This window comes from Halonotius pteroides, assembly GCF_003605635.1.
In the GTDB taxonomy this organism is placed as follows: Archaea; Halobacteriota; Halobacteria; order Halobacteriales; family Haloferacaceae; genus Halonotius; species Halonotius pteroides.
The window spans coordinates 63,330-82,962 of the sequence record NZ_QMDW01000011.1; the positions used below are offsets into that span (position 1 = coordinate 63,330).

General features: G+C 56.8%; 19 protein-coding genes. 10 read left to right on the forward strand and 9 right to left on the reverse strand.

The annotated features are described in order from the left end of the window. The first annotated feature begins 77 nt into the window (after positions 1-77). From DP106_RS09195 to DP106_RS09205, 3 genes are all read left to right on the forward strand, one after another. Positions 78-1,352: an RNA-guided endonuclease InsQ/TnpB family protein gene (locus DP106_RS09195; protein ID WP_120084854.1), complete on the forward strand. Its 1,275-nt coding sequence runs from the start codon at positions 78-80 to the stop codon at positions 1,350-1,352. Positions 1,353-1,377: 25 nt separating this feature from the next. After that, complete coding sequence (gene hepT / locus DP106_RS09200) at positions 1,378-1,665, forward strand: type VII toxin-antitoxin system HepT family RNase toxin (RefSeq protein ID WP_120084856.1); 288 nt, start codon at positions 1,378-1,380, stop codon at positions 1,663-1,665. Positions 1,666-1,759: 94 nt separating this feature from the next. Further along, positions 1,760-2,554, forward strand: a complete 795-nt coding sequence (locus DP106_RS09205) for a VOC family protein (protein WP_120084857.1) — start codon at positions 1,760-1,762, stop codon at positions 2,552-2,554. An 80-nt stretch (positions 2,555-2,634) separates the two neighbouring features. Here DP106_RS09205 and DP106_RS09210 read toward each other — a convergent pair whose 3' ends face one another. After that, positions 2,635-3,384: an SDR family NAD(P)-dependent oxidoreductase gene (locus tag DP106_RS09210; protein ID WP_120084858.1), complete on the reverse strand. Its 750-nt coding sequence runs from the start codon at positions 3,382-3,384 to the stop codon at positions 2,635-2,637. A 132-nt stretch (positions 3,385-3,516) separates the two neighbouring features. After that, positions 3,517-4,125 (reverse strand): TetR/AcrR family transcriptional regulator, encoded by a 609-nt coding sequence (locus DP106_RS09215; RefSeq protein WP_394343454.1) that lies wholly within the window; start codon positions 4,123-4,125, stop codon positions 3,517-3,519. 111 nt (positions 4,126-4,236) lie between these two features. On the opposite strand from DP106_RS09215, the gene DP106_RS09220 reads away from it, so the two are divergent. Further along, on the forward strand, positions 4,237-5,343 hold the full coding sequence (locus DP106_RS09220) for a tubulin/FtsZ family protein (protein ID WP_120084859.1): 1,107 nt from the start codon (positions 4,237-4,239) through the stop codon (positions 5,341-5,343). A 4-nt stretch (positions 5,344-5,347) separates the two neighbouring features. Here DP106_RS09220 and DP106_RS09225 read toward each other — a convergent pair whose 3' ends face one another. From DP106_RS09225 to DP106_RS09235, 3 genes are all read right to left on the reverse strand, one after another. Continuing rightward, the gene (locus DP106_RS09225) at positions 5,348-7,849 is read right to left on the reverse strand and encodes an efflux RND transporter permease subunit (RefSeq protein ID WP_120084860.1); all 2,502 of its coding nucleotides are present in this window, start codon (positions 7,847-7,849) and stop codon (positions 5,348-5,350) included. Further along, positions 7,850-9,160: a COG1361 S-layer family protein gene (locus DP106_RS09230; protein WP_133305125.1), complete on the reverse strand. Its 1,311-nt coding sequence runs from the start codon at positions 9,158-9,160 to the stop codon at positions 7,850-7,852. Between the two features lie 230 nt (positions 9,161-9,390). Beyond that, positions 9,391-10,182: a CARDB domain-containing protein gene (locus DP106_RS09235; protein ID WP_321167549.1), complete on the reverse strand. Its 792-nt coding sequence runs from the start codon at positions 10,180-10,182 to the stop codon at positions 9,391-9,393. Here DP106_RS09235 and DP106_RS09240 point away from each other — a divergent pair. Beyond that, positions 10,126-10,662: a hypothetical protein gene (locus DP106_RS09240; RefSeq protein ID WP_133305126.1), complete on the forward strand. Its 537-nt coding sequence runs from the start codon at positions 10,126-10,128 to the stop codon at positions 10,660-10,662. The genes DP106_RS09235 and DP106_RS09240 overlap by 57 nt on opposite strands. A gap of 305 nt (positions 10,663-10,967) precedes the next feature. Continuing rightward, positions 10,968-13,877, forward strand: coding sequence for a BGTF surface domain-containing protein (locus DP106_RS16245; RefSeq protein ID WP_240625382.1), 2,910 nt, complete (start codon positions 10,968-10,970; stop codon positions 13,875-13,877). 166 nt (positions 13,878-14,043) lie between these two features. On the opposite strand, the gene DP106_RS09250 is transcribed toward DP106_RS16245, so the two are convergent. Both DP106_RS09250 and DP106_RS09255 read right to left on the reverse strand, forming a co-directional pair. Next, a complete protein-coding gene (locus tag DP106_RS09250) occupies positions 14,044-14,388 on the reverse strand; it encodes a DUF5615 family PIN-like protein (RefSeq protein ID WP_120084866.1) in 345 nt (114 codons plus the stop codon). Further along, a complete protein-coding gene (locus tag DP106_RS09255; protein WP_120084868.1) occupies positions 14,389-14,682 on the reverse strand; it encodes a DUF433 domain-containing protein in 294 nt (97 codons plus the stop codon). 366 nt (positions 14,683-15,048) lie between these two features. Here DP106_RS09255 and DP106_RS09260 point away from each other — a divergent pair, with 366 nt between their 5' ends. The 3 genes from DP106_RS09260 to DP106_RS09270 all read left to right on the forward strand — a co-directional run bounded on the left by DP106_RS09260 (position 15,049) and on the right by DP106_RS09270 (position 17,372). Then, complete coding sequence (locus DP106_RS09260; protein ID WP_120084869.1) at positions 15,049-15,606, forward strand: DUF7342 family protein; 558 nt, start codon at positions 15,049-15,051, stop codon at positions 15,604-15,606. Between the two features lie 78 nt (positions 15,607-15,684). Then, on the forward strand, positions 15,685-16,917 hold the full coding sequence (locus tag DP106_RS09265) for an RNA-guided endonuclease InsQ/TnpB family protein (RefSeq protein WP_120084870.1): 1,233 nt from the start codon (positions 15,685-15,687) through the stop codon (positions 16,915-16,917). Positions 16,918-17,114: 197 nt separating this feature from the next. Beyond that, positions 17,115-17,372, forward strand: coding sequence for a hypothetical protein (locus DP106_RS09270; RefSeq protein WP_120084872.1), 258 nt, complete (start codon positions 17,115-17,117; stop codon positions 17,370-17,372). Positions 17,373-17,453: 81 nt separating this feature from the next. On the opposite strand, the gene DP106_RS09275 is transcribed toward DP106_RS09270, so the two are convergent. Continuing rightward, a complete protein-coding gene (locus DP106_RS09275) occupies positions 17,454-17,729 on the reverse strand; it encodes a DUF7314 family protein (RefSeq protein ID WP_120084873.1) in 276 nt (91 codons plus the stop codon). 3 nt (positions 17,730-17,732) lie between these two features. Further along, entirely contained in the window at positions 17,733-18,110 is a 378-nt protein-coding gene (locus tag DP106_RS09280; protein WP_120084874.1) for a DUF7315 family membrane protein, read from the reverse strand. A 231-nt stretch (positions 18,111-18,341) separates the two neighbouring features. Here DP106_RS09280 and DP106_RS09285 point away from each other — a divergent pair, with 231 nt between their 5' ends. Then, complete coding sequence (locus DP106_RS09285) at positions 18,342-19,598, forward strand: RNA-guided endonuclease InsQ/TnpB family protein (protein ID WP_120084876.1); 1,257 nt, start codon at positions 18,342-18,344, stop codon at positions 19,596-19,598. Positions 19,599-19,633: the final 35 nt, after the last annotated feature.

Here is a 19,633-nt window from a genome sequence, read left to right on the forward strand (position 1 = left end):
GATAGCAAGGCCGGATATTCCACGCCAACCGATACTATTAACAAAACAGCGTTCATAACTGGTTATAAAGCCAGAAAATGAGTCGAACCGTCCGAACCTTCGAGGCCACAATCACGAACCAGCAACAGGTTCGTGACGACCTCGACCAGCTCGGATGGGCCGCCTCAAAACTCTGGAACGTCGGTCGCTACCACGCACAAGAACAGTGGGATGAAACGGGCGATATTCCCGATGACGGGGAACTCAAAACCGAACTCAAAAGCCACGAACGCTACACGGACTTGCATTCTCAATCCAGTCAGCGCGTTCTCGAAGAACTCGCTGAAGCGTTCAACGGCTGGTTCGAGAAGCGTCGGAACGGCGATGACCGTGCCCGACCGCCCGGCTACCGCAAAAACGGAGACGCCCACCCACGTTCAACTGTGTCGTTCAAACCGGCTGGCTTCAAGCACGACGCACAGTTCACCCGTGTTCGTCTCTCGAAAGGCCGTAACCTCAAAGAACACCGTTCGGACTTCATCCTGTGTGACTACCAGACTCGTCCTGATGTTGACCTGACCGAATGGTACATTCAACAGGTTCGCGCCGTCTACAAGCGCGACGAGTGGCGGCTACAATTCGTCTGCCGCACCGTCATCGACCCGGAACCGCCGGGGGATGAAGTGGCTGGTGTTGACCTCGGGATTTGCAACTTCGCCGCCGTCTCCTTCGGCGGTGAATCCCTGTTGTATCCCGGTGGCGCACTCAAAGAAGACGAGTACTACTTCACGAAGGAGAAAGCGAAGTGCGACGATTCCTCGTCGCGTGAGGCGACTCGTCTTGACCGGAAGCGAACTGGTCGCCGGACGCACTTCTTGCACGCACTCTCGAAAGCAATCGTAGAGGAGTCCGTCGAACGAAGTGTCGGTAGGCTTGTCGTTGGCGACCTCGGTGGCATCCGAGAGGACGACGAGAACGACGAACCGCAGAATTGGGGCGACCACGGCAACTTGGACTTGCACGGATGGGCGTTCGACCGCTTTACGACGCTTCTCGACTACAAGGCGGAAGCCGAGGGTATCGACGTGGAGTTGGTGTCGGAACATGACACGTCGAAGTCGTGTTCGGCGTGTGGCCACACCGACGACAATCAGCGTGTTGAACGTGGACTGTACGTGTGCGAGAGGTGCGATACGGTTGCGAACGCAGATGTGAACGGTGCGGAGAACATTCGGCAAAAGGTACTCCCGAGTCTCGCCACGGATGGCGGTGATAGGGATAACGGCTGGTTGGCACAGCCAGCGGTTCACCTGTTCGACCGTGGTGAGGGCGTTTTCGCCCCACAAGAACAAGTTCTGAACCGCGAACCCTAATATCCCAACTCAGCGGCGCGGTGCCGTGGGATTCCCGCGTCTTCAGGCGCGGGAGGATGTCAATACCGCTGCCGACAACGAGGTTCCGGCGACGAACGCTGCGACGTTTGCCAAGCTCGGTGAACTTGGCGTTCTCTCCGCTGACACCGCCGACACGATGCAGGACGCTGCCGGATTCCGTAACATCCTCGCCCACCAGTACGGCCACGATATCGATGACGAACAGGTTTACTGGCATCTGAAAGAAGATCTTGGCTGGTTCGCTACGTTTCTGCGAGAGATTCGTACTGATCTCGATAGCGATAGCGATTGAATGGCTACCAGCTTCTCGACCGCTTGACCGGACGCGATAGTAGCCAGCCCCTGTCCCGGTATCCTTTTCGCGTTGGCGATCCCATTTCGGATGTATGACTGGGACACTCGATCACGTCATGATGCGGGTCGCGGATCTGGAAACGTCGCTTGACTGGTATCAGACGCACCTCGATTATGAGGAGAAAGAACGCTACGATGGTGACGGCTTTACGATCGCCTATCTCGGCCCCGAGGATATGCACGAAGACGGCGCGATGCTCGAACTCACCGAGAACGATGATGAGGTCGACTATGAGGTCGGCGACGCGTGGGGTCACATCGCTGTTCGAGTCCCAGAGGGCGAGCTTGAGGACTACTACGAGCAACTGATGGACGAAGGGGTCGACGATTACCGAGATCCTGAATCCTGTGGCGGCTCGTATGCGTTCGTCAAGGATCCCGACGGCCACGAGGTCGAGATCGTCCAGCGGGATTACGGCGCGCTGTGGTCGCTGGATCACACGATGATCCGCGTCGAAGACGCCGACGAGGCACTTGGCTTCTGGGCCCGGAAGTTCGAGTACGTCGAGCCGCGCTCCCGATGGGAGGCTAGCTCCTTTGCGAACTACTTTGTGGCACCCGAAGACGACGCCGAGGAGGCGATGTGGCTCGAATTGACCTACAACTACGACGGCAGAGCGTACACGATGGGCGACGCGTGGGGCCATCTCGCCGTCCGCGTCGACGACCTCGAAGACGACTGGGAACAGCTCATGCTCCGTGAGGCCGATGACTACCGTAGTCCCGAGGACTGTGACAATCTCTATGCCTTTACGCGGGATCAGGACGGCCACGAGATCGAGTTGATCGACCGCGATCCCGAGGCCGATTCGCTGTTCCCGTTTTGATCGTTGTCCCCACAGCTACCGGTCGTAACTTCCGGGTTGGTGGTAGACACGTTGCGGTCTGATCAGCGCGGATTCTGCGGTTATTTCTGTGTTTCACCGCCGTCGACCGGAAGTGCCTGTCCGGTAATAAACGAGGCCTCATTGGAGCAAAGCCAGACAATAGCGTTAGCTACCTCTTCAGGTGACGCAGCCCGGTTCATCGGAACCGCATCGGTAATCGATTCACGCTCGGCTTCGGACATCGATTCCAGGGCCGCTGTTTCGACGATCGTTGGACAGACCGCATTGACACGGATCTCGTCGGTTGCGGTTTCCAAAGCAGCCGTCCGTGTCAACCCCACGACACCGTGTTTGCTGGCGGCGTACGGGGCTCGACCAGGGCTTCCACGCACCCCTGCCTTTGAGGACACATTCACGATCGCGCCACCGCCGGAATCAGACATCGCGGGGATCTCGTGTTTCATCCCGGCCCAGACTCCGGTCTGGTTGATACTGAGAACCCGATCCCACTCCGCTTCATCGATCTCTGAGAGCTGTGCCGGCGTGTTTCCAACCGCTGCATTGTTGACCGCGTAATCAAGCCGGCCGCACTGCTCAACTGTTGTGTCAATGAGATCCGCAATCGACTCGCTTTGGCCGGCATCAACCCGCTTGAACTGTGCGTCGCCGTCATCATCCTTGATCTGTCTGACGGTCTCCTCGCCGGCCTCTGTGTCGATATCAGCGACGACGACTGTTGCACCCTCAGTAGCAAACCGTTTGGCGGTTGCGCGACCGATCCCTGAGCCTGATCCGGTGATGACTGCGACATCGTTCTCGAAGTCGTACATTAAGTACTTATATTGAATAGTTAGTCAAGAATCTTCTGATACCGGGGGTTCTCCGCGAGAGACCTATTTACAGGCTGTCTGTGCGGTCATTCGCACCAAACTGTGGTGACTTTTGAGGAGACCACTGCCTCTCTACGAGCTAATCGCTGAAAGTCGATCAATATGGCTGTTTATCGCCGTTTTCATCGGCTCAATAGACTCATCCGGGTCGTATACCGTTAGCCGACGTGCACGCGTCCCGATAAGCAACGAGAGCAGTCCCTCTGCTTCGACGGCGATGTCCATATCAACGAATTCGCCCACCTCAATCCCGCGTTGAAGCATGTCCTCAAGCAATCTCTTAAGCTCCTCTTCGACCGCAACATACTGCTGACGAACGGCTTGATTGTGTGGGGCGTTCATCCGGAGTTCAAACATCGCTAGTGCCAATCGATAGGGCTCCTCGGTCGTCTTTGCTGGGAGAAGCCGGTCAATAAGCTCCTGAAGCTCCTTCCGTGGGGTCGTCTCTTCTGTTGGCAGATCGGCAAGAAAGCTATCGAGGATGTATCCAAGAAAATCAGCAAGCAACTGCTCTCGACCGGTATAATGGTAGTACAGAAGCGATTTGCTGCGGTCAAACTCGTCGGCGATGTGTTGCATGGTCAGGTCGTTGTATCCATGGTTTTTAACCGCGCTATGGGTCGCTTCCATGATCTCTCGTTTACCGGCATCCATACTATTGTCACCATTCCCAGTGCTCATAGCGGCACTTGCTGCTTCAGACATCCTGTTGCTTTTGATTCCCTCTACGCTGATCGCGGCGACCGATTCCCCGAACCTATTCTTTTTGCGCTGTCGCTGTGAGCACTCGGTATGCAACTGACCGTCTGTGGGGTCGGCGGCGCGGGCTGTCGGATCGCCGACCATCTTGTCGCGGCCGATTCCAGCCGATCGCGGTCGTTCGTTGCCGACAGCGTCGCGCTTGACACCGACCAGCGTGCTCTCTCGAACTTGGAGTCGATCCCGGACGATCGACGCCATCTTTACGGAGTCATCGAGGCCGAGGGAACCGGCGTCGAGGGCGACCGCAGCGTCGGCGCGGCGGCGGCCGACTCCGAGGCGACCGAACTGGCTAACGCTGTTGACGACGCTGTTTCCTCGCAGGCTGACGCGATCCTCTGCTGTGTCGGTCTCGCCGGTGGCAGCGGCGCGACCGCGCTGCCGCGGCTGGCCGATGAACTACGCCGTGTCTACGATATCCCGGTCTACGGGCTTGGGGTTCTACCAGCCATCGGGGCCACCAGCGACGATGGGTCGACGCCGCCGGCCGCACGCAACACCGGTCGCGCACTTGCGAACGTGACCGCAACGACCGACGCCCTGTTGCTGTTCGACAACCAGTTGTGGCTTAGCTCCGGTGACAGCGAGACCGACCCCGAGGTACGAACCGACCTCAACAAGACGTTGACAACGCGGGTCGCCGCGCTGTTTGCGGCCGGCGAGGGCGATCACGACCGTCAGATCGCCGAACGCGTTGTTGACGCCTCGGAGGTACAGAACACCTTCGGGGCCGGTGGGATCGCCACCATCGGCTACGCCAGTCAGACGATCGAGCGGCCGACCAGCTCACGGTTCGGGCTTGGCATTCTTGAACAAGAAGATGAGATCGACGATACGACCGCGATCAAGGCAATCGAGACGACCTCCCGACGAGCGGTTCGCGGCAAGCTCACCGTCGAGATCGACCGTGAGTCAGTTGAACGTGGACTGTTAATCGTTGGCGGGCCACCCGGGTGGCTGAATCGTCGCGCGGTCTCGGATGCCCGCTCGTGGCTGGCGCAAGAAACCGGCAGCGTTGAGATCCGCGGCGGTGACATGCCCGATCCCGACGGCGACGCGGTCACGATGATCGCGCTGTTAACAGGTGTTGGATCGTGCCCGCGCGTGAGGGCGCTTCGTGCGGCGGCTGATCGCGGGTAGACGATCAGTCGTCTTGCCCGGCGAACTGTGGCGTGCTGTTCGTCTGCTCGCTCAGCCAGCCGCGGAGCGAGCCACCCTGATCGTATCGCGCCCAGACGTAGGCCGCCGAAGGGAAGACAACGATCGCGGTGACAAACGAGTAGAAGACGCTGACCGCCATCAACAACCCGAACTGCCCGAGGATCGGCGAGATGGCAAGCACGAGCGCGCCGGTGCCGATCGAAGTGGTCAGCATGCTGCCGACGAGCGCGCCACCAGTCCCCTGAAGGGTAATTTTGAGGCTTTTATCGGTGCTTGCACCGGCAGTGTACTCGTCGATAAACCGGTGGGTCATATGCACCGAGTAGGCGACGCCGACGCCGACGGTGATCGAAAGGATCGTCGCGGTGACAGCGTTGAGTGATAACCCGAGAATCCGCATCGTCGCCAGCAACACCGCGACGGTCACGAGAATCGGGAAGACGTTAACCACCCCCAACAGCGGCTTTCGATCGAGCAGCCAGTAGACACCGACAAGGAAGACGCCGGTCAGCCCGATCGCGAGGAACAGGCTCTGGAACGCCGACTGGAAGATGAGGTCGGTGACCGCTTGGAAGACAACGATCGTTCCGGTTGGGGTGGCGGCATACCGGAAGTCCTCGGCGTACTCCCGTGAGTCGGCGGTGATCTCGCCCTGTGAGGCGTCGGACTCGACGGCAAACTCGACGCGGATCGATCGTCGATCCTCGGTGAGATACTCGTCGGCGCGGTCGGCCGCCGGTGAGGCCTCAAGGGCGTCGTAGATCTGCTCAAGGTTGCTATCCGGCACCCCGTTGTTGTTGCGGTCGTTGCGGGCGACGAGGGCGGCAAACTCGGGGTCACGATCGGCGTAGTCGTTGATGATGGTGATGATACTCGTTGTTTCGGCGCGATCGCCGGTGGTGAGATAGGTATCGGGTGGATCTCGTGTCGTCCGATACACCGTTTCAAGTGAATCACCGTTGGTGAATGGGCCCTGAATGTACATCGTGATCTCGTCGTCGTTGCCGGCATCGAAGTTGTCCTCGATGAAATTGATGCTGCCGGCGGCGGTGTACTCACTCGGCGCGAAGGGATCAGGAAGCCCTTCGATGTAGTCAGGCAGCTCCTCTGGCGGGAGGAAATCCTCCTGTTCGAAGCTTCGGTCGACACCGGCTCCGTAGGCGGCGGCACCGCCGGAGACGACCAAAAACAGCAGGATAAACGTCATCGGCGCACGCTTCGAGACGGTTGCAACGGCGGGCAACGCCCGTCCGAGCACCGACTCCTCGGTTGCCAGCGGCGAGGAGCCAAAGCTCGGGATGTTGAACCGTTTACGGTTGCGGTCGGCGATGATCTTTGCGGCGGGCAAAAAGAAGCTGAAGATGAGGAAGGTGAAGATGATGCCGACGCTGGCGACGATCGCAAAGTTGCGGGTCGGCGCAAAGTTACTCGTCAGATTTGCGCCGAAGCCAAAGACGGTGGTGACGGTGACGATCAGGAAGGCAACCGCCAGCTGACTGTTGGTGATCGTCATCGCCTCGCGGACATCGAACCCACGGCCCTTCTCCTCGCGGTAGCGGTTGACGATGTGTATCCCGAAGTCGATACCGACCGCCAACAGCAAAATTGGCACCGAGATCATGTTCTGGTCGAAGGGGATCCCGGCATAGCCGATGAAGCCAAACGTCCACAGCAACGACAACAGCAACGCGACCAGTCCAAGGATCAGATCGAATGGATCGCGGTAGGCAACGATCAAAAACAGCAGAATGAGGCCGAGCACCGCTGGCATAACAATCCCAAGTGAGTCGCCGATCACGTTGGCTGTCTCGCTGTTGGTGATACCAAGCCCGAAGACACGGATGTCGCCGTCACTTCGCTCAACAATATCTTTGACGCCGAGTTGCACCTCTTGGAGATTGTCGTCCTGTGGTGGGAACGAGTGTGTTAGCACTGTCAGCGACGCCCCAGCGGAGGCGGATCGACGGTTAAAATCATTGCCAACGAGTGACTGAAAGCCCGGTCGATCGGCGCTCTGTCTGACGGCGTTTCTGATCTCGGTGTCGCTGGCCCGACTGATCGCCCGGCGTTGGGCGTCGTAGCTGTCAGCCGACGGATCAAGCTGTTGGGCGATGATCGTCGCCGGGCCGGTAGCGTCGGTGAGCCGGAGCTCAGCGCGCTCATTTGTCTGTTCGATGACAGCCAGCGACCGCAGCAGTGACTGCCTGCTGAGCACGTTATCGCCTGATTGCAGCAGCTGTGTTGACTCATCATCGCCGCTGAACGACCCCCCAAACTCCTCGTTGACCGCATCGAGGGCCTCCTGGGCGGCGATATTCTCGGAGAACGCATCGGATTGATCCTCGACCGTCTCGATCATCCCGACTCCACCGCTCAGTAGCACCGTGACCGCCAGAAAGGCGGCGACGACCGCCAGCGGATGGCCGAGAATGATGCTGTTGATCGTGTTGAGCGTCGGTTCGAGATCGAGCCCCGCGTCGCTCATCTATTCGTTGTCGAGTCCGCTCACATCAGTTGTCTCACTGTTCCGCCGCCGCCAGAGGACGCCACCAACACCACCAACAACCACCAGTCCGATCACCAGTGGCCCAAGCGGGAGGCCGCCGCCGTCATCGCTCGGCTCGGTGACATCGATCGATAACCGATAGCTGTCGGTCAGCTTGCTGTCGCCGTCACTGTCGGTGTAGCGGAAGTCCATCGAGACGGGGTAGCTTTTGATTGTCGCGCCCTCGCTCGCGCTCAGATCGACCGTGACCGTCGTCGTCTCGTTTGGCTCCAGTGCTGTGGTGAACGTTTCGTCGTTTGCGCTGTCGAGTGGATCATCGACGAACAGCTTGCCCTCGATATCCTCAAGGGTCTCATCACGGTTGTTGGTCACGCGCAAATCAAGCGATTTTGTGCTGCCGGCCGCAACCGTCGGACTGACCGGCTCGACGATGAGGGTGTCCCGGCTTTCAGCGATATCGACGCGGAACGATGGGTCGTCGTCCTCGCCGCGAATGCCGGTGTCGGCGTTGCGATAGGAGACCGGAAGGTCAAACTCACGCGGGACAGCCTCGGCCTCGGTGGTCACCTCGACAGGGATGGAGAACCGTGCTGAGTCGCCGGCCGGGATGTCATCGACCGCGACCTCGTTCGTTGTGGCGATGACGGTATCGCTGTCGGGTGCGAACCGCACCTCAACGCTTCGTGCGTCGTCGGCACCGATATTTCGGAGCTGCCCGGTGATCTCGCCTTCCTCGCCGACCCGGAGTGTGCTATCGATCTCTTCGACCGCAAACCGTGGGTCGTCAGTGACCTGCACAACCACGTCTCGTGTTACCGTTCGGTCGTCCTGTGCGCTCTGTGCGACATCGCCTTGGCTTGTTCGGGCCTTGCTTGTATAGGTGTAGCTTAGCTTTGCGGTGAGCGTGTATCGGCCTGGCTCCGCGCTGTCAGGGATAACGATATCGAACTGTGGGGTTTTGATATCCGTTGTTGAAACCTCGCCGATCGTTTGTTGGCCTGTCTCGACGGTGATCGGCGTGCCACCGCCGTTCAGCGCGACAGAGACGCCCCGTGCTGTCGTCACGAAGTCACGATCACTTGCACTTCCGCTGACAAAGTTGCCCTCATTGCCGATCTGGACGGTGAGTGCCTCGTTTGTTCCGGCTGTTACCTCCTTGTCGGGTGCGAACGCGTTAAGATCAGGTGAGCCGACCGCATCAATCTCGCCGGCTTGTGCAACGCCGACCCCGGTGGCCCCGGTGAGAAGAAGCATTCCAGCAACCAGTAGTGTCGATAGTCGTGTCGTCATAGATTACCGTTCTTCGCCTCGGTCATTAGTCACACGGTGTGCTGCGCAACCAGGTGTGTGTCGCAGTTGACTGGGTGGCTGACCGACTCGTGGCTGTGAGCGGTTGTGCTGAGATGGCGTTGCCCGTAGCGTGGGAAGTAACGATGCGGTAGTCGTTACGCCAAGTGTCGTCATACGGTGACTCAACGCTCAACGGAGTATATGTATTGGGAAACTACGATTCTGTTTGTTCACGTTGTCCCGCCAGCGGTCTGGGTGTCGGTGCGATGTGCACTGAACTCGGTTGTTACAGTGACATCACGGATAGTCGCGTTGCTATCCGGTGATATCGATACAGTGAGGGTGTTATTCTTGATCGCTGTCGCATCGGTGACCGGGACTGACTTCCCGGTCGTATCGCGTGCTGTGGTCGTCCCCACCGCATCGACGACGACCTGTTCCGGCATCGCCATCGTGATCCGGTCGGGATCCCCGTCGTCGCTGACATTGTGAATCATCGCGGTGAGTGTGTGTGTCTGTGCTGTTCCGCTCACCTGTGAGGGGGTGATGGTGACGCTTGAGAGTTGCACCTGTGGCTCACCGATGCGTACCGTTTTGGTGTCGGTACCCTCGGGGCTGTGCAGTGTGATCGGCTGGGAGCCGGTGTCGGCTGTGGTTGTCTGGTAGCTGAGTGTCTCGGTTGTTTGCTCGCCGGGCGCGATGGTGTCGGTTTCAGTTGTCGCAACAACGGTGTTGTTGAGCCGAAGCGTGAGGGTGGCGGTTCCACGTTCCGTCCCGCGGTTGGTTGCAGTGTACGTGACTGTAAGCGCGCGTCCGGCTGTCACACGGTCTGGAGCGGCGGTGATCGTTGCGGTGATCGCTGGGCTAGTCGCAACAGCACCGACAGCAGCATCAGCGTCGACACGACCGGCACCTTGTCGATACTCCGGTGCGCCGATGTCGACGGCGGTGGTTTTCAGCCCGGTTTGAAGTTCGTCCGGCGAGCGATCGATGGCACATATAACCTGACCGCATACGGTGATGTTGGTGGCGGGGCAGCTGTGGTCACAACGCCGGTTGAGTTTACTGTCGACTCCACAACACCGCTTTCAGCCACCGTGAAACCTGACACAGTGGATGTCGGCACAACTACACCTGTCACTGTGACCGTTACCGAAGCCGGGTCTACGCAGCCAGTTCCAAATGCGACAGTGACACGGATCGATACGGTGACTACAATACCGGTAAACAGCTCCGGGCGCGCCGTTGTTAGACTCTCTCCCACAGAAACCGGAAGTGTCACACTTGACATTACTGCTCCTGGGTATGGCCTGGTGATAAAGAATGTGACTGTTGTGTCGGGAGATTCCGCTGTTGATCGGTTCGATTCTGATAACAATGGAATCGGACGCGACGACACAATCAACGCAATTGTTGCTTACAATAATGACAGCGAGATAGGCGGACACCCTGTCGATCGGGATGCTGCTGTTGCGGTGATCAAAGCGTACAAAGATAGATAACCGCTCAGACGTGTGTCGCCACCTCACTGCCTCTTACAACCTTTCTTGCAGCCGGTTGCATTACCCCAGATGCTAGCGGCTTAGACGAACGAGTTCCCGCTTCACAAAGTATTTACCAGACGCATCGGAATCAAGGATTGCACTCTATCGAAGGATTCAGTCACTGTTGTCACGTTCACTACCTATCTCTGGCGCAGTGATTAGGACTCCTCGATAGATTACACATCAAATCAAACATGACACAATCAACATCATATCGTGAACAGGGGCGTGCCGTGTTCCTGTCAGCGATTATGGTTCTGTCCATGGTCGCGGCGTCTGCAGCATTTGCAGGCGCGGCGGCTGCACAGGAAGCGAGCATATCAACAAGTACAGACGCCAACTTAGACAATGTCTCACCTGGTGACACATTCGACATTGATGTCACCGTTGAGAACACAGGCAGTAGCGATGCGACCGTCGTTGATGTCCGTGTTCAGGATGAGCCCAGCGGGGTAACTGCAGAAGATGCAGGACTCGGTCTCGACGCCCCTGCACCAGGCGAATCAGCGACAAAGACTGTCTCTGTGACGGTCGGCGATGATGTCGCATCAGGTGACTACTCAGTTGACATCTTTGCCGACCTCGGCAACGAGGCAACCTCAACCACACCGGTTGAGTTCACCGTGAGTGATTCTGACACTGGCGACGGTGACACTGGCGACGGTGACACCGGCGACAGCAGCTCAGTCACTCCGGCCATCCCGGATGGCGAATACGATGACGACATCGCCGATGTCGAAGCCACCCCGGCTGATCTCGACGGTACGGCCTACTACCAAGGCCAAGAGCTCGATGTGACGCTTACTGGTGAGGCTGGCTCCTCGGTGCAGCTCCGTAACGTCCAGTCCTTCGGAGCAGAGGACGGTAACACGCAGCTGTCACAACAGCTTACCGTCAATGACAATGATGTTGTCAACATCGATACGGAAGACCTGTCGAGCGGTGACTACTTCCTGACCGGTGTCCCTAGCCTCCCGAGCACGCAAGATATTCTCGCACGCAACGATGATACGTTCAGCGTCAACGAGCAGAGTCTCACCGCCGAGTTCGATGTTGATGATCGAACCAACGACGGTGTCAACTCCATCGACACTGACTTCGAGTTCGACTCCAACCGTGGTTCCTACCCGATCACGATCCACGCACAGGGCGACCTCGATACGGAAGACCTGACCAACATCTTCGTTGCACCGAACGACAACGTTGATCTCGCGTACACGCGCGAGGATGACGACGGTGAAACCGACTTCGACGAGATCGGTATTGTTCGAGATAACAGTGGTGTGACCGAACAAGCCGACCTCGCTGATGCTGGTATCACTGACGACGACACCTACAACGCTGACTTCGACGGTATCGACGCCGAGTCATACGAGTTCACCTTCACCGGTACTGACTCGACGGCAGTCGCAACCGACTCGATTGAGGTCACTGAGGCTAACGAGGCCGTTGACTTCGTTGGTGGCGTCGATCAGTCCGCAGCCGGTGACATCGCCGAATTCAATTTCACAATTGAGGATACCGACGACACGTACCTCCAGTTCGGTGATGAGGAGTCCGACTTCGTCGACGTGATGTACGTCGAAGTTGACGACGAGGACGAACCCGTCAACATCGAAATCAATACGCGACTCCTCGGTACCAGCGCAGGTGTCAATGATGTATACGATACGGACAACGTTGACACATTTGAGAGTGAGGTTCACTCAGACAATGGTGTCGAGACTCACCCAGCAGTTGGACTTTATGATGACGATGGAACCCCGATTGGTGACAACGGGAACGACTTCACACAGTACCTCGATGAGCTAGAAATTATTGATGCTAGTGCCGGTGAGGGCCCGACCGACCAGCTTATACGTCCGCTCCAGCCGACTGATTACAGTGTCATCGCTGCTGGAACGACGAGCGTCGACGACGGGGTCTTCGATGCTGACCCTGGCGGCGAGGCCAATGATGAACTCGGTAGCAAGGTACTCGAGCTAACCCAGCCTGAGATCGGTGACATCACCGTCCACAAGGCACCTGAGGAAGACGCCGACGACGAGGATAACGTTGCTGACCTCGTTGAGAAAGCAACTCCGAGCACTGACATCGCGATTGATGATCAAACGATCATTCAGGTTGAGGCCACCGGTATCTACGGTTCGATGGTTGCCGGCCCAGACGGTGAGGGCAACCTCAACACTGACTTCGACCGACTTGAAGACGGGATGTCGAGCAACGTGCTCTACAACATCGACGAGGAGATTGACACCCAGATCACCTTCGAGGCCGAAGCCGGTGACGCAACCGGAAACCAAGGTGCACTCGAAGTCGCTCTCCAAGGTCAGGACAACGGAGGCTCGGTAACTGACTCCGATGTCTTCGTCGTCCTCGACGAGGAGAACGGTCAGTTCTTTGTTGTTGTTGACACGAGCTCCGACGATGCCTTCGTCAACGGTGACGCGCCGGACGAAGAGACCACCTTCGATGTGCTCATGGAGTACGACGCGGACAACGAAGATGACCGCTTCGAGTTCGCAGACAGTAAGGATCCATACAGCTTCCAGGGTAATTCATTCCAGAACTACCCGTACCTGCAGCAGGGTGAAACCATCAGCAACAGTGCAAACTTCGAACTCTCGCCGCGGTCGATCGTCTTTGACAACCTGAACAGCGATCAGGTTGTTGAGGCGGCCGCCAGCGACAGTGCGGAGATCTCCGGATCGACGAACGTGGCACCCGGTTCAGATGCAACGCTCCGCGTCGCATCGACCAACGCCTCCTCGTCGTTCCGCATTGGCAACGATCTGAATGTCACTGAGGACGGCTCGGTGACGACTACCTTCGACCTGAGCGATCAGGAAGTCGGTGACGAGTTCGAACTCGTCTACCAGGTTGCTGGCTCCAGCACTGACACCGCCGACGGTGTCATCGTTGAGTCCGTCGACACGGGCGAGGACGAGCCTGCCGACGAGGACGAAGGAACGAACGAGACCGCTGATGACGGCGAGGATATGGACGACGGTGAGTCCGAACCTGCCGACGACGGTGAGACCAACGAGTCCACCGACGGCGGCTCCGCTGACGACGGTGGCTCCACCGACGACGGCACGCCCGGCTTCGGTGCAGTCGTCGCCCTTGTCGCCCTCATCGGTGCTGCCCTGCTGGCCGTCCGCCGTCAGAACTGATCTGACGCGCTGACGCCCATCTGGGTTTCACCTCTAACTACCGGCTGCACGCCGGCCCCTCATTTTCTATTCTTTTTCGACCACAGAGCTGCAGCAGGCGGTACTGACGCCATTTACAACGTTACAAGACGGATGCCACGGGGCTTGATGGGTGCGTTCTGATAGATTACAGCCACTCTGTCGTCACTGATTCAACACCGGAGATTTCGGATTGCTCATAGTAGACCGACATTTCGTGGATCACATCTGCAACCGTCGCTGGTGAGAGTGATAGATCTGGAATATACAACACGGCTTGGTAGCTGTCGCCATCAAAATCAATCACAAAGTCGTCGTCGTATGTCACAATCAGCCGATTCTCGCTGATTGAGTACTCCGCGATCCGTCCGTCGGAGATACCCTTTCCAAGTGACTGCACGAAATCAACGTGTTCGATGTCGTGGCCGTAGTTTTCGAGTCGAAACCCGATCTCGTGTTCGACATTCTCATCGCAGAGCAGGCGGTACACCATCTACTCGGCAGTTGGCGGGTGAAGTGATGATTTCTTGTCGGCCAACGCAGCTGCTTTGTCATGTCGGCGTTCTACCCGCATCATTATCTCTGGGTTTGCATGATAGTACGCGAGCGCCTCATACACTGACGCGATATCGAGCGAAAATCGGTTCGCAACTGTCGCCGGACTACAACCACGTGTTTCGACCCGGTCGTGAATCTCTCGTACTGTAACACGACTGTCCGGAAGATGTGGCTCCTTGTGCAACTCCGATTCTGAACCGGAGACGATCCGATACTCAGCAGTGGCCATATTAAACTTTATACGGGCCAATTGTTTGTACATATCGGTTACTCAGCAACCCACGACCGATACTGTACTATGATTTGAGTCATTGGATGTCGGCTTCCTCCACGGGGTCAAGCCCCGTGGTATCCGGCTCATCTCTGTGAAAGTTACTTTTTTGACCGTTGAGCTGCAGCACACGCAGAGTTAGACTAACCATTCTGCTCATATAAATCGACTCTACAGTGCTACCCCAGCACTGCGTCCCAACTCCCGATACCGAGCGACGCAGGATCTGCCCTTCCGAAAGATATATCGGGAACACAAAGAATATATTAGTTACTCGTAGAGAGTGGATTCTCCCACCTATACCAGCACACTAGGAGTACATCTATGGATGTCACACCCCCAGCTGAGTACGACGACGTAAACGCCGCGGCAGTAGCAGCGTGGACAGACGAAACAACCGCCCGAGACCGAGTCCGAGCGGTCGTCCAACGGATCGACGAGCCGACCCCAGCCGCTGAAATCGCAACGCGAGCACGAGCAAGCGAGCCAGTCGTCCGTGGTACACTCACTGATCTGGTTGATCTCGGCATCGTTGAGGCCGTCGATGCTGGACAGGGCTCACTATATAAACGTCATGACCAGATGTACATCTATCGGCAAGTCCTCAAGCTCCAGGCGGCGTATGACGAACGGGAGCTCCTCTCAGAACTCAAAACGCTCAAAACGACAGTTCAGGAGTTCCGAGATACCTACGGCGTTGAATCGCCAACAGAGCTTGCAGGAGTGCTCGATCCGGACGATACGGACGGCTGGGATGATCACACCACGTGGCAGACTGCCGAGAAAAACCTCTATCTCACAAAGGCTGCCCTCAGTTTTCATGACGCCACCTACTCAGCGAGGGAGTCCCGGCCTTCAGGCCGGGCGGGAATCGCGCCATGAGAACTATTTAACCGAACTGCATTGTGCTGACCGACTCACAAACACGTATAAATACGTAGTACCACATGTAATATGTAGATGGAGATTAATCGTACCGCTGTCGTCAAACTCTCTGTTCCCGACGACCGACGGGGCGACCTGAAGCAAACAATGGACACCTTCAGGGATGCCGCCCAGCGGTTCGTCAATCGCGGCTGGGAGGGCAACGACGACGGGTACGTAATCACATCTCGATCTCGCGTTCAATCTCTTGTCTACGACGATATTCGGGACGATACTGGCTTACACTCTGACCTCTGCGTCGGAGCCGCGAACCATGCCTCCGCAGCACTGCGTGGTGCTGTTGAGCAAATAAAGGACGGCGAGAATGACGACCCAGTTTCCAAGCCAGTGTTCACCTCTAACACGACCGTCTACAATACCAACGCCATCAGCTACTTTAACGGGTATTGTACGCTTGCCGCCTACGGTAGCGGTCGTGTGAAAGCCGAATGCGTCTATCCCGACGACTCCATCCAAGCCGACTACATGGAGTCAGATGAATGGGAGAAACAAGGGGCGAAACTCCGTTACGATACACAAACAGATATCTATTATCTTCACGTTTCAGTTGTCAAAGAACGCGAAGAGGTATCGTCAGAAGCCGGGGGCCAAACAGTCCTTGGTGTTGATAGAAACGTGGACGGGTATCTCGCTGTGACTAGCTCCGGTGCGTTCATCGGAAACGCCGACCTATTCAATCACAAACGCGGTGAATACGAACGGCGGCGTGGCAACCTCCAACAGCAAGGCACGCGGTCGGCACACCTCACAATTCAATCAATTGGCGACCGGTTCGCTAACTGGAGTGAGGATTATTTGCATCAAGTGTCGAAACGGGTAGTATCCGAAGCCGTCGCCAACGACTGCGATACCATCGTGCTGGAGGATTTAGAACAGATCCGCGACCGTATCTCAAACGCTAGTAAATTTCAACAGTGGGCGTTTCGGGAGTTAGGCCGACAAATCACCTACAAGGGCAAAGCCGAAGGGATCACCGTCGAAGTGGTGAACCCGGCTTACACCAGTCAACAGTGTAGCCATTCCGAGTGTGGCTTTACACACAAGCAAAACCGGGATGGCGACGTGTTCAAATGCCAGAAATGCAGCAAGGAGCTACACAGCGACTACAATGCAGCACGGAATATAGCGATGAAGTATCTCCAAGATCGGCGTAAGTCTGATCTTGGAGGAGCGACCAATCACCTCGCTCTAAAGTCAGGGACACTGAACGGGAGCGGCGATTTAACGCCCACCGCTTCACGCGGGTAGACCGGGAGTCCACTGACAAACCCCGGCGTTTACGCCGGTGGTAGGTGATACTAATGCAACTATCCTCATCTCCTTCTCCAAGCGGTTCGAAACGGATCGTGTCAACAACCCCTGTCACACTCTGTTTTTCCGCCAACTGTCACTCTGGGTGTATCCTCCCTAATAATTAAGACCCATTAGTAAAACAACTAGTCCGTATGTCGACTTCCCACACACAGATCAGCGTGAGCAGTCACGTGAAACTGGTACTCGACTGCTGTCGTCGCACGGATGAATCGTACAATGACTTCCTTGAGCGTGTGCTTATCGACACGGCGGGTGATCCCTTCGATGGGCTTGGCCGGGAGTCAGAGACCCAGTCTGATCCGGTTTCACTCCACCGCAAACGGGCGAAAATACGACGGAACGGATGGACTCGACAGCTGCCGTCCGACAGCACGGATACCGACGACTAACAGAGTTGGCAGTTCTCAACACCAACCAGTCGTTATGATATTGACGCCGATATACTGTGATCTCTGTCGCCTGATCTGTTCTTAGCTCGATTCGCCGCGTTCCTCGATCGCTGCCGCCAACTCCTTGCCGGCGGGGATCAGGATCCAAAACGCAAACGCCCCCAACAGGGCCGTCCAGAGGAACACGTCGATCAGGAAGATCGAGATCGCATCAAACACATTCCCCGGCTCCGGTGGCGGCGCGATCAGCTGGTTGGTCATAAAGAAACTTGGCGTCTGATACCAGCCCGCCAGCGTCATCCAGAGCAGTCCAGCCCCGGTTAGAATGCCGAACCCTTTGATGAACTCGTCGGCCATAGTTTAGATTTCGTCGGAATCCTCTTGAGCGTTTCCCATTCCCGGAGCCCGAAACCGGCTGCTGAGGACGAACACGCCGGTTCCGGCCGCCATCAGGCTCAGCCCAGCGATCGCCAACACCCCACTGAACAGCTCTTGATCGACGCCGACGCCGACGACTGCTAGCCCACGCAGCAACAGCCGTCGTAGCACACTCACCTGAAGCGTCGCCGCGTCGATGAAAATAAACCCACCCAGAATACACGCGGTTGCGATCAACGTTGAAAAGACGGTGATCGTCTTATACAGCCGGATCGGAACAACGATATCCCGTCGCCCGGTTGCCGCGTCAGCTGACCCCGTTGGCGACGACTCGTCGCTGTCGGGGAATGAATCGTCCATACAACACAAACGACGGCGGGCTATATTTATGCGGCGTTATCGAAAGCCAGGGTGAATACACCCGCCTTACCGTGAGGAACGAGCGTTACGACCGGCACGGTTGGAACCGAACAACGAACAGGCGGGTGATGAAACCGACATGAGCGAGCCACATCCACACCACGATAGCATGGCCGGCTATTCAACCGGTATTTTTAGTATACAAACTCACATAACGTATTATGCAGCTTGATGCTGGACACAACCCGCACATACGTCGCCAAAATCACGAATTACCAACAGGTTCGGGACGATCTCGACGCTTGTGGATTCAGTGTCGCCAAACTCTGGAATGTAGGCCGCTACTACATCCAAAAACAATGGGACGAAACTGGTGAAATTCCTGAGGAAGATGAGCTAAAATCGGAATTGAAAGAACACGAACGCTATAATGACCTTCACTCACACTCAAGTCAGCGAGTTCTTGAAGAGCTTGCTGAGGCGTTCACCGGATGGTACAATTCCGACGACGGCAACAACCCACCGGGATACCGAAAACGTGGTGACGACCACCCACGCTCAACGATCACATGGAAAAAGAAAGGTATCAGGCACGACGCAAAACACGGGCAGATCCGACTGTCAAAAGGCTTCAACCTGAAGGATAGTCGATCAGATTTCATCCTTGTCGAATACGAGACACGCCCCGACCTAACCGTTGAGAACATCCAGCAGGTGCGAGCCGTTTGGAACGGTGACCGCTGGGAAATCCACATTGTCTGCAACGAGCAAATCCCCATTGAGGACGCCCCCGGTGATAACATAGCTGGGATCGACCTCGGGATTAGCAACTACCTCGCCATTGACTACGAAAACGGTGGAAGTGAGCTATATCCGGGGAATACACTCAAAGAAGACAAACACTATTTCTCCCAAGATGAGTATCAAACTGAGGGTTCTAATGGCCCCTCAGACCGTGCGTTGAACGCTCGTCGGAAGCTTTCACGCCGGAAAGATCACTTCTTGCATACACTCTCGAAACACATTGTCGAACGGTGTGTTGCGGCAGGTGTCGGTGAGATAGCCGTGGGCAATCTGAGTGATATTCGTGAAGACGACAGCGGAGAGGCCCGCAACTGGGGGCAAGCAGGCAACAAGAAGTTGCACGGATGGGAGTTTGCCCAATTCACCGACCTGTTGGAGTACAAGGCCGAAGAATACGGGATACTAGTGACGCGAACGGATGAAGAAAACACCAGTAAGACGTGTTCATGTTGCGGGCAAATCCGCGATAGCAACCGAGTTGAGCGTGGGTTGTACGTCTGTGATTCGTGCGAAACGACAATGAACGCAGACGTGAATGGTGCAGTGAATATCCGTCGAAAGATAACTCAGAGTCCCCCAACAAGGGATATGAGTAACGGCTGTTTGGCACAGCCCGGAGTCTACCTGTTCGACCGCGAGAGCGGGTCGTTCAACACGAGAGAACAGGGAGTCTGCAAACCCTAATATCCCAACGCTCGGGATTCACCCCGCGTTTACGC

What these genes read in the sequence shown, in the direction of transcription:
- DP106_RS09250 (WP_120084866.1), bottom strand. Translation starts at nt 14,388, where the DNA reads ATGGTGTACCGCCTGCTCTGCGATGAGAATGTCGAACACGAGATCGGG.
- DP106_RS09215 (WP_394343454.1), bottom strand. Translation starts at nt 4,125, where the DNA reads ATGAGCACTGGGAATGGTGACAATAGTATGGATGCCGGTAAACGAGAG.
- DP106_RS09265 (WP_120084870.1), top strand. Translation starts at nt 15,685, where the DNA reads ATGGAGATTAATCGTACCGCTGTCGTCAAACTCTCTGTTCCCGACGAC.
- DP106_RS09285 (WP_120084876.1), top strand. Translation starts at nt 18,342, where the DNA reads ATGCTGGACACAACCCGCACATACGTCGCCAAAATCACGAATTACCAA.
- DP106_RS09195 (WP_120084854.1), top strand. Translation starts at nt 78, where the DNA reads ATGAGTCGAACCGTCCGAACCTTCGAGGCCACAATCACGAACCAGCAA.
- DP106_RS16245 (WP_240625382.1), top strand. Translation starts at nt 10,968, where the DNA reads ATGGTCGCGGCGTCTGCAGCATTTGCAGGCGCGGCGGCTGCACAGGAA.
- DP106_RS09270 (WP_120084872.1), top strand. Translation starts at nt 17,115, where the DNA reads ATGTCGACTTCCCACACACAGATCAGCGTGAGCAGTCACGTGAAACTG.
- DP106_RS09275 (WP_120084873.1), bottom strand. Translation starts at nt 17,729, where the DNA reads ATGGCCGACGAGTTCATCAAAGGGTTCGGCATTCTAACCGGGGCTGGA.
- DP106_RS09225 (WP_120084860.1), bottom strand. Translation starts at nt 7,849, where the DNA reads ATGAGCGACGCGGGGCTCGATCTCGAACCGACGCTCAACACGATCAAC.
- DP106_RS09205 (WP_120084857.1), top strand. Translation starts at nt 1,760, where the DNA reads ATGACTGGGACACTCGATCACGTCATGATGCGGGTCGCGGATCTGGAA.
- DP106_RS09210 (WP_120084858.1), bottom strand. Translation starts at nt 3,384, where the DNA reads ATGTACGACTTCGAGAACGATGTCGCAGTCATCACCGGATCAGGCTCA.
- DP106_RS09280 (WP_120084874.1), bottom strand. Translation starts at nt 18,110, where the DNA reads ATGGACGATTCATTCCCCGACAGCGACGAGTCGTCGCCAACGGGGTCA.
- DP106_RS09230 (WP_133305125.1), bottom strand. Translation starts at nt 9,160, where the DNA reads ATGACGACACGACTATCGACACTACTGGTTGCTGGAATGCTTCTTCTC.
- DP106_RS09255 (WP_120084868.1), bottom strand. Translation starts at nt 14,682, where the DNA reads ATGGCCACTGCTGAGTATCGGATCGTCTCCGGTTCAGAATCGGAGTTG.
- DP106_RS09220 (WP_120084859.1), top strand. Translation starts at nt 4,237, where the DNA reads ATGCAACTGACCGTCTGTGGGGTCGGCGGCGCGGGCTGTCGGATCGCC.
- DP106_RS09260 (WP_120084869.1), top strand. Translation starts at nt 15,049, where the DNA reads ATGGATGTCACACCCCCAGCTGAGTACGACGACGTAAACGCCGCGGCA.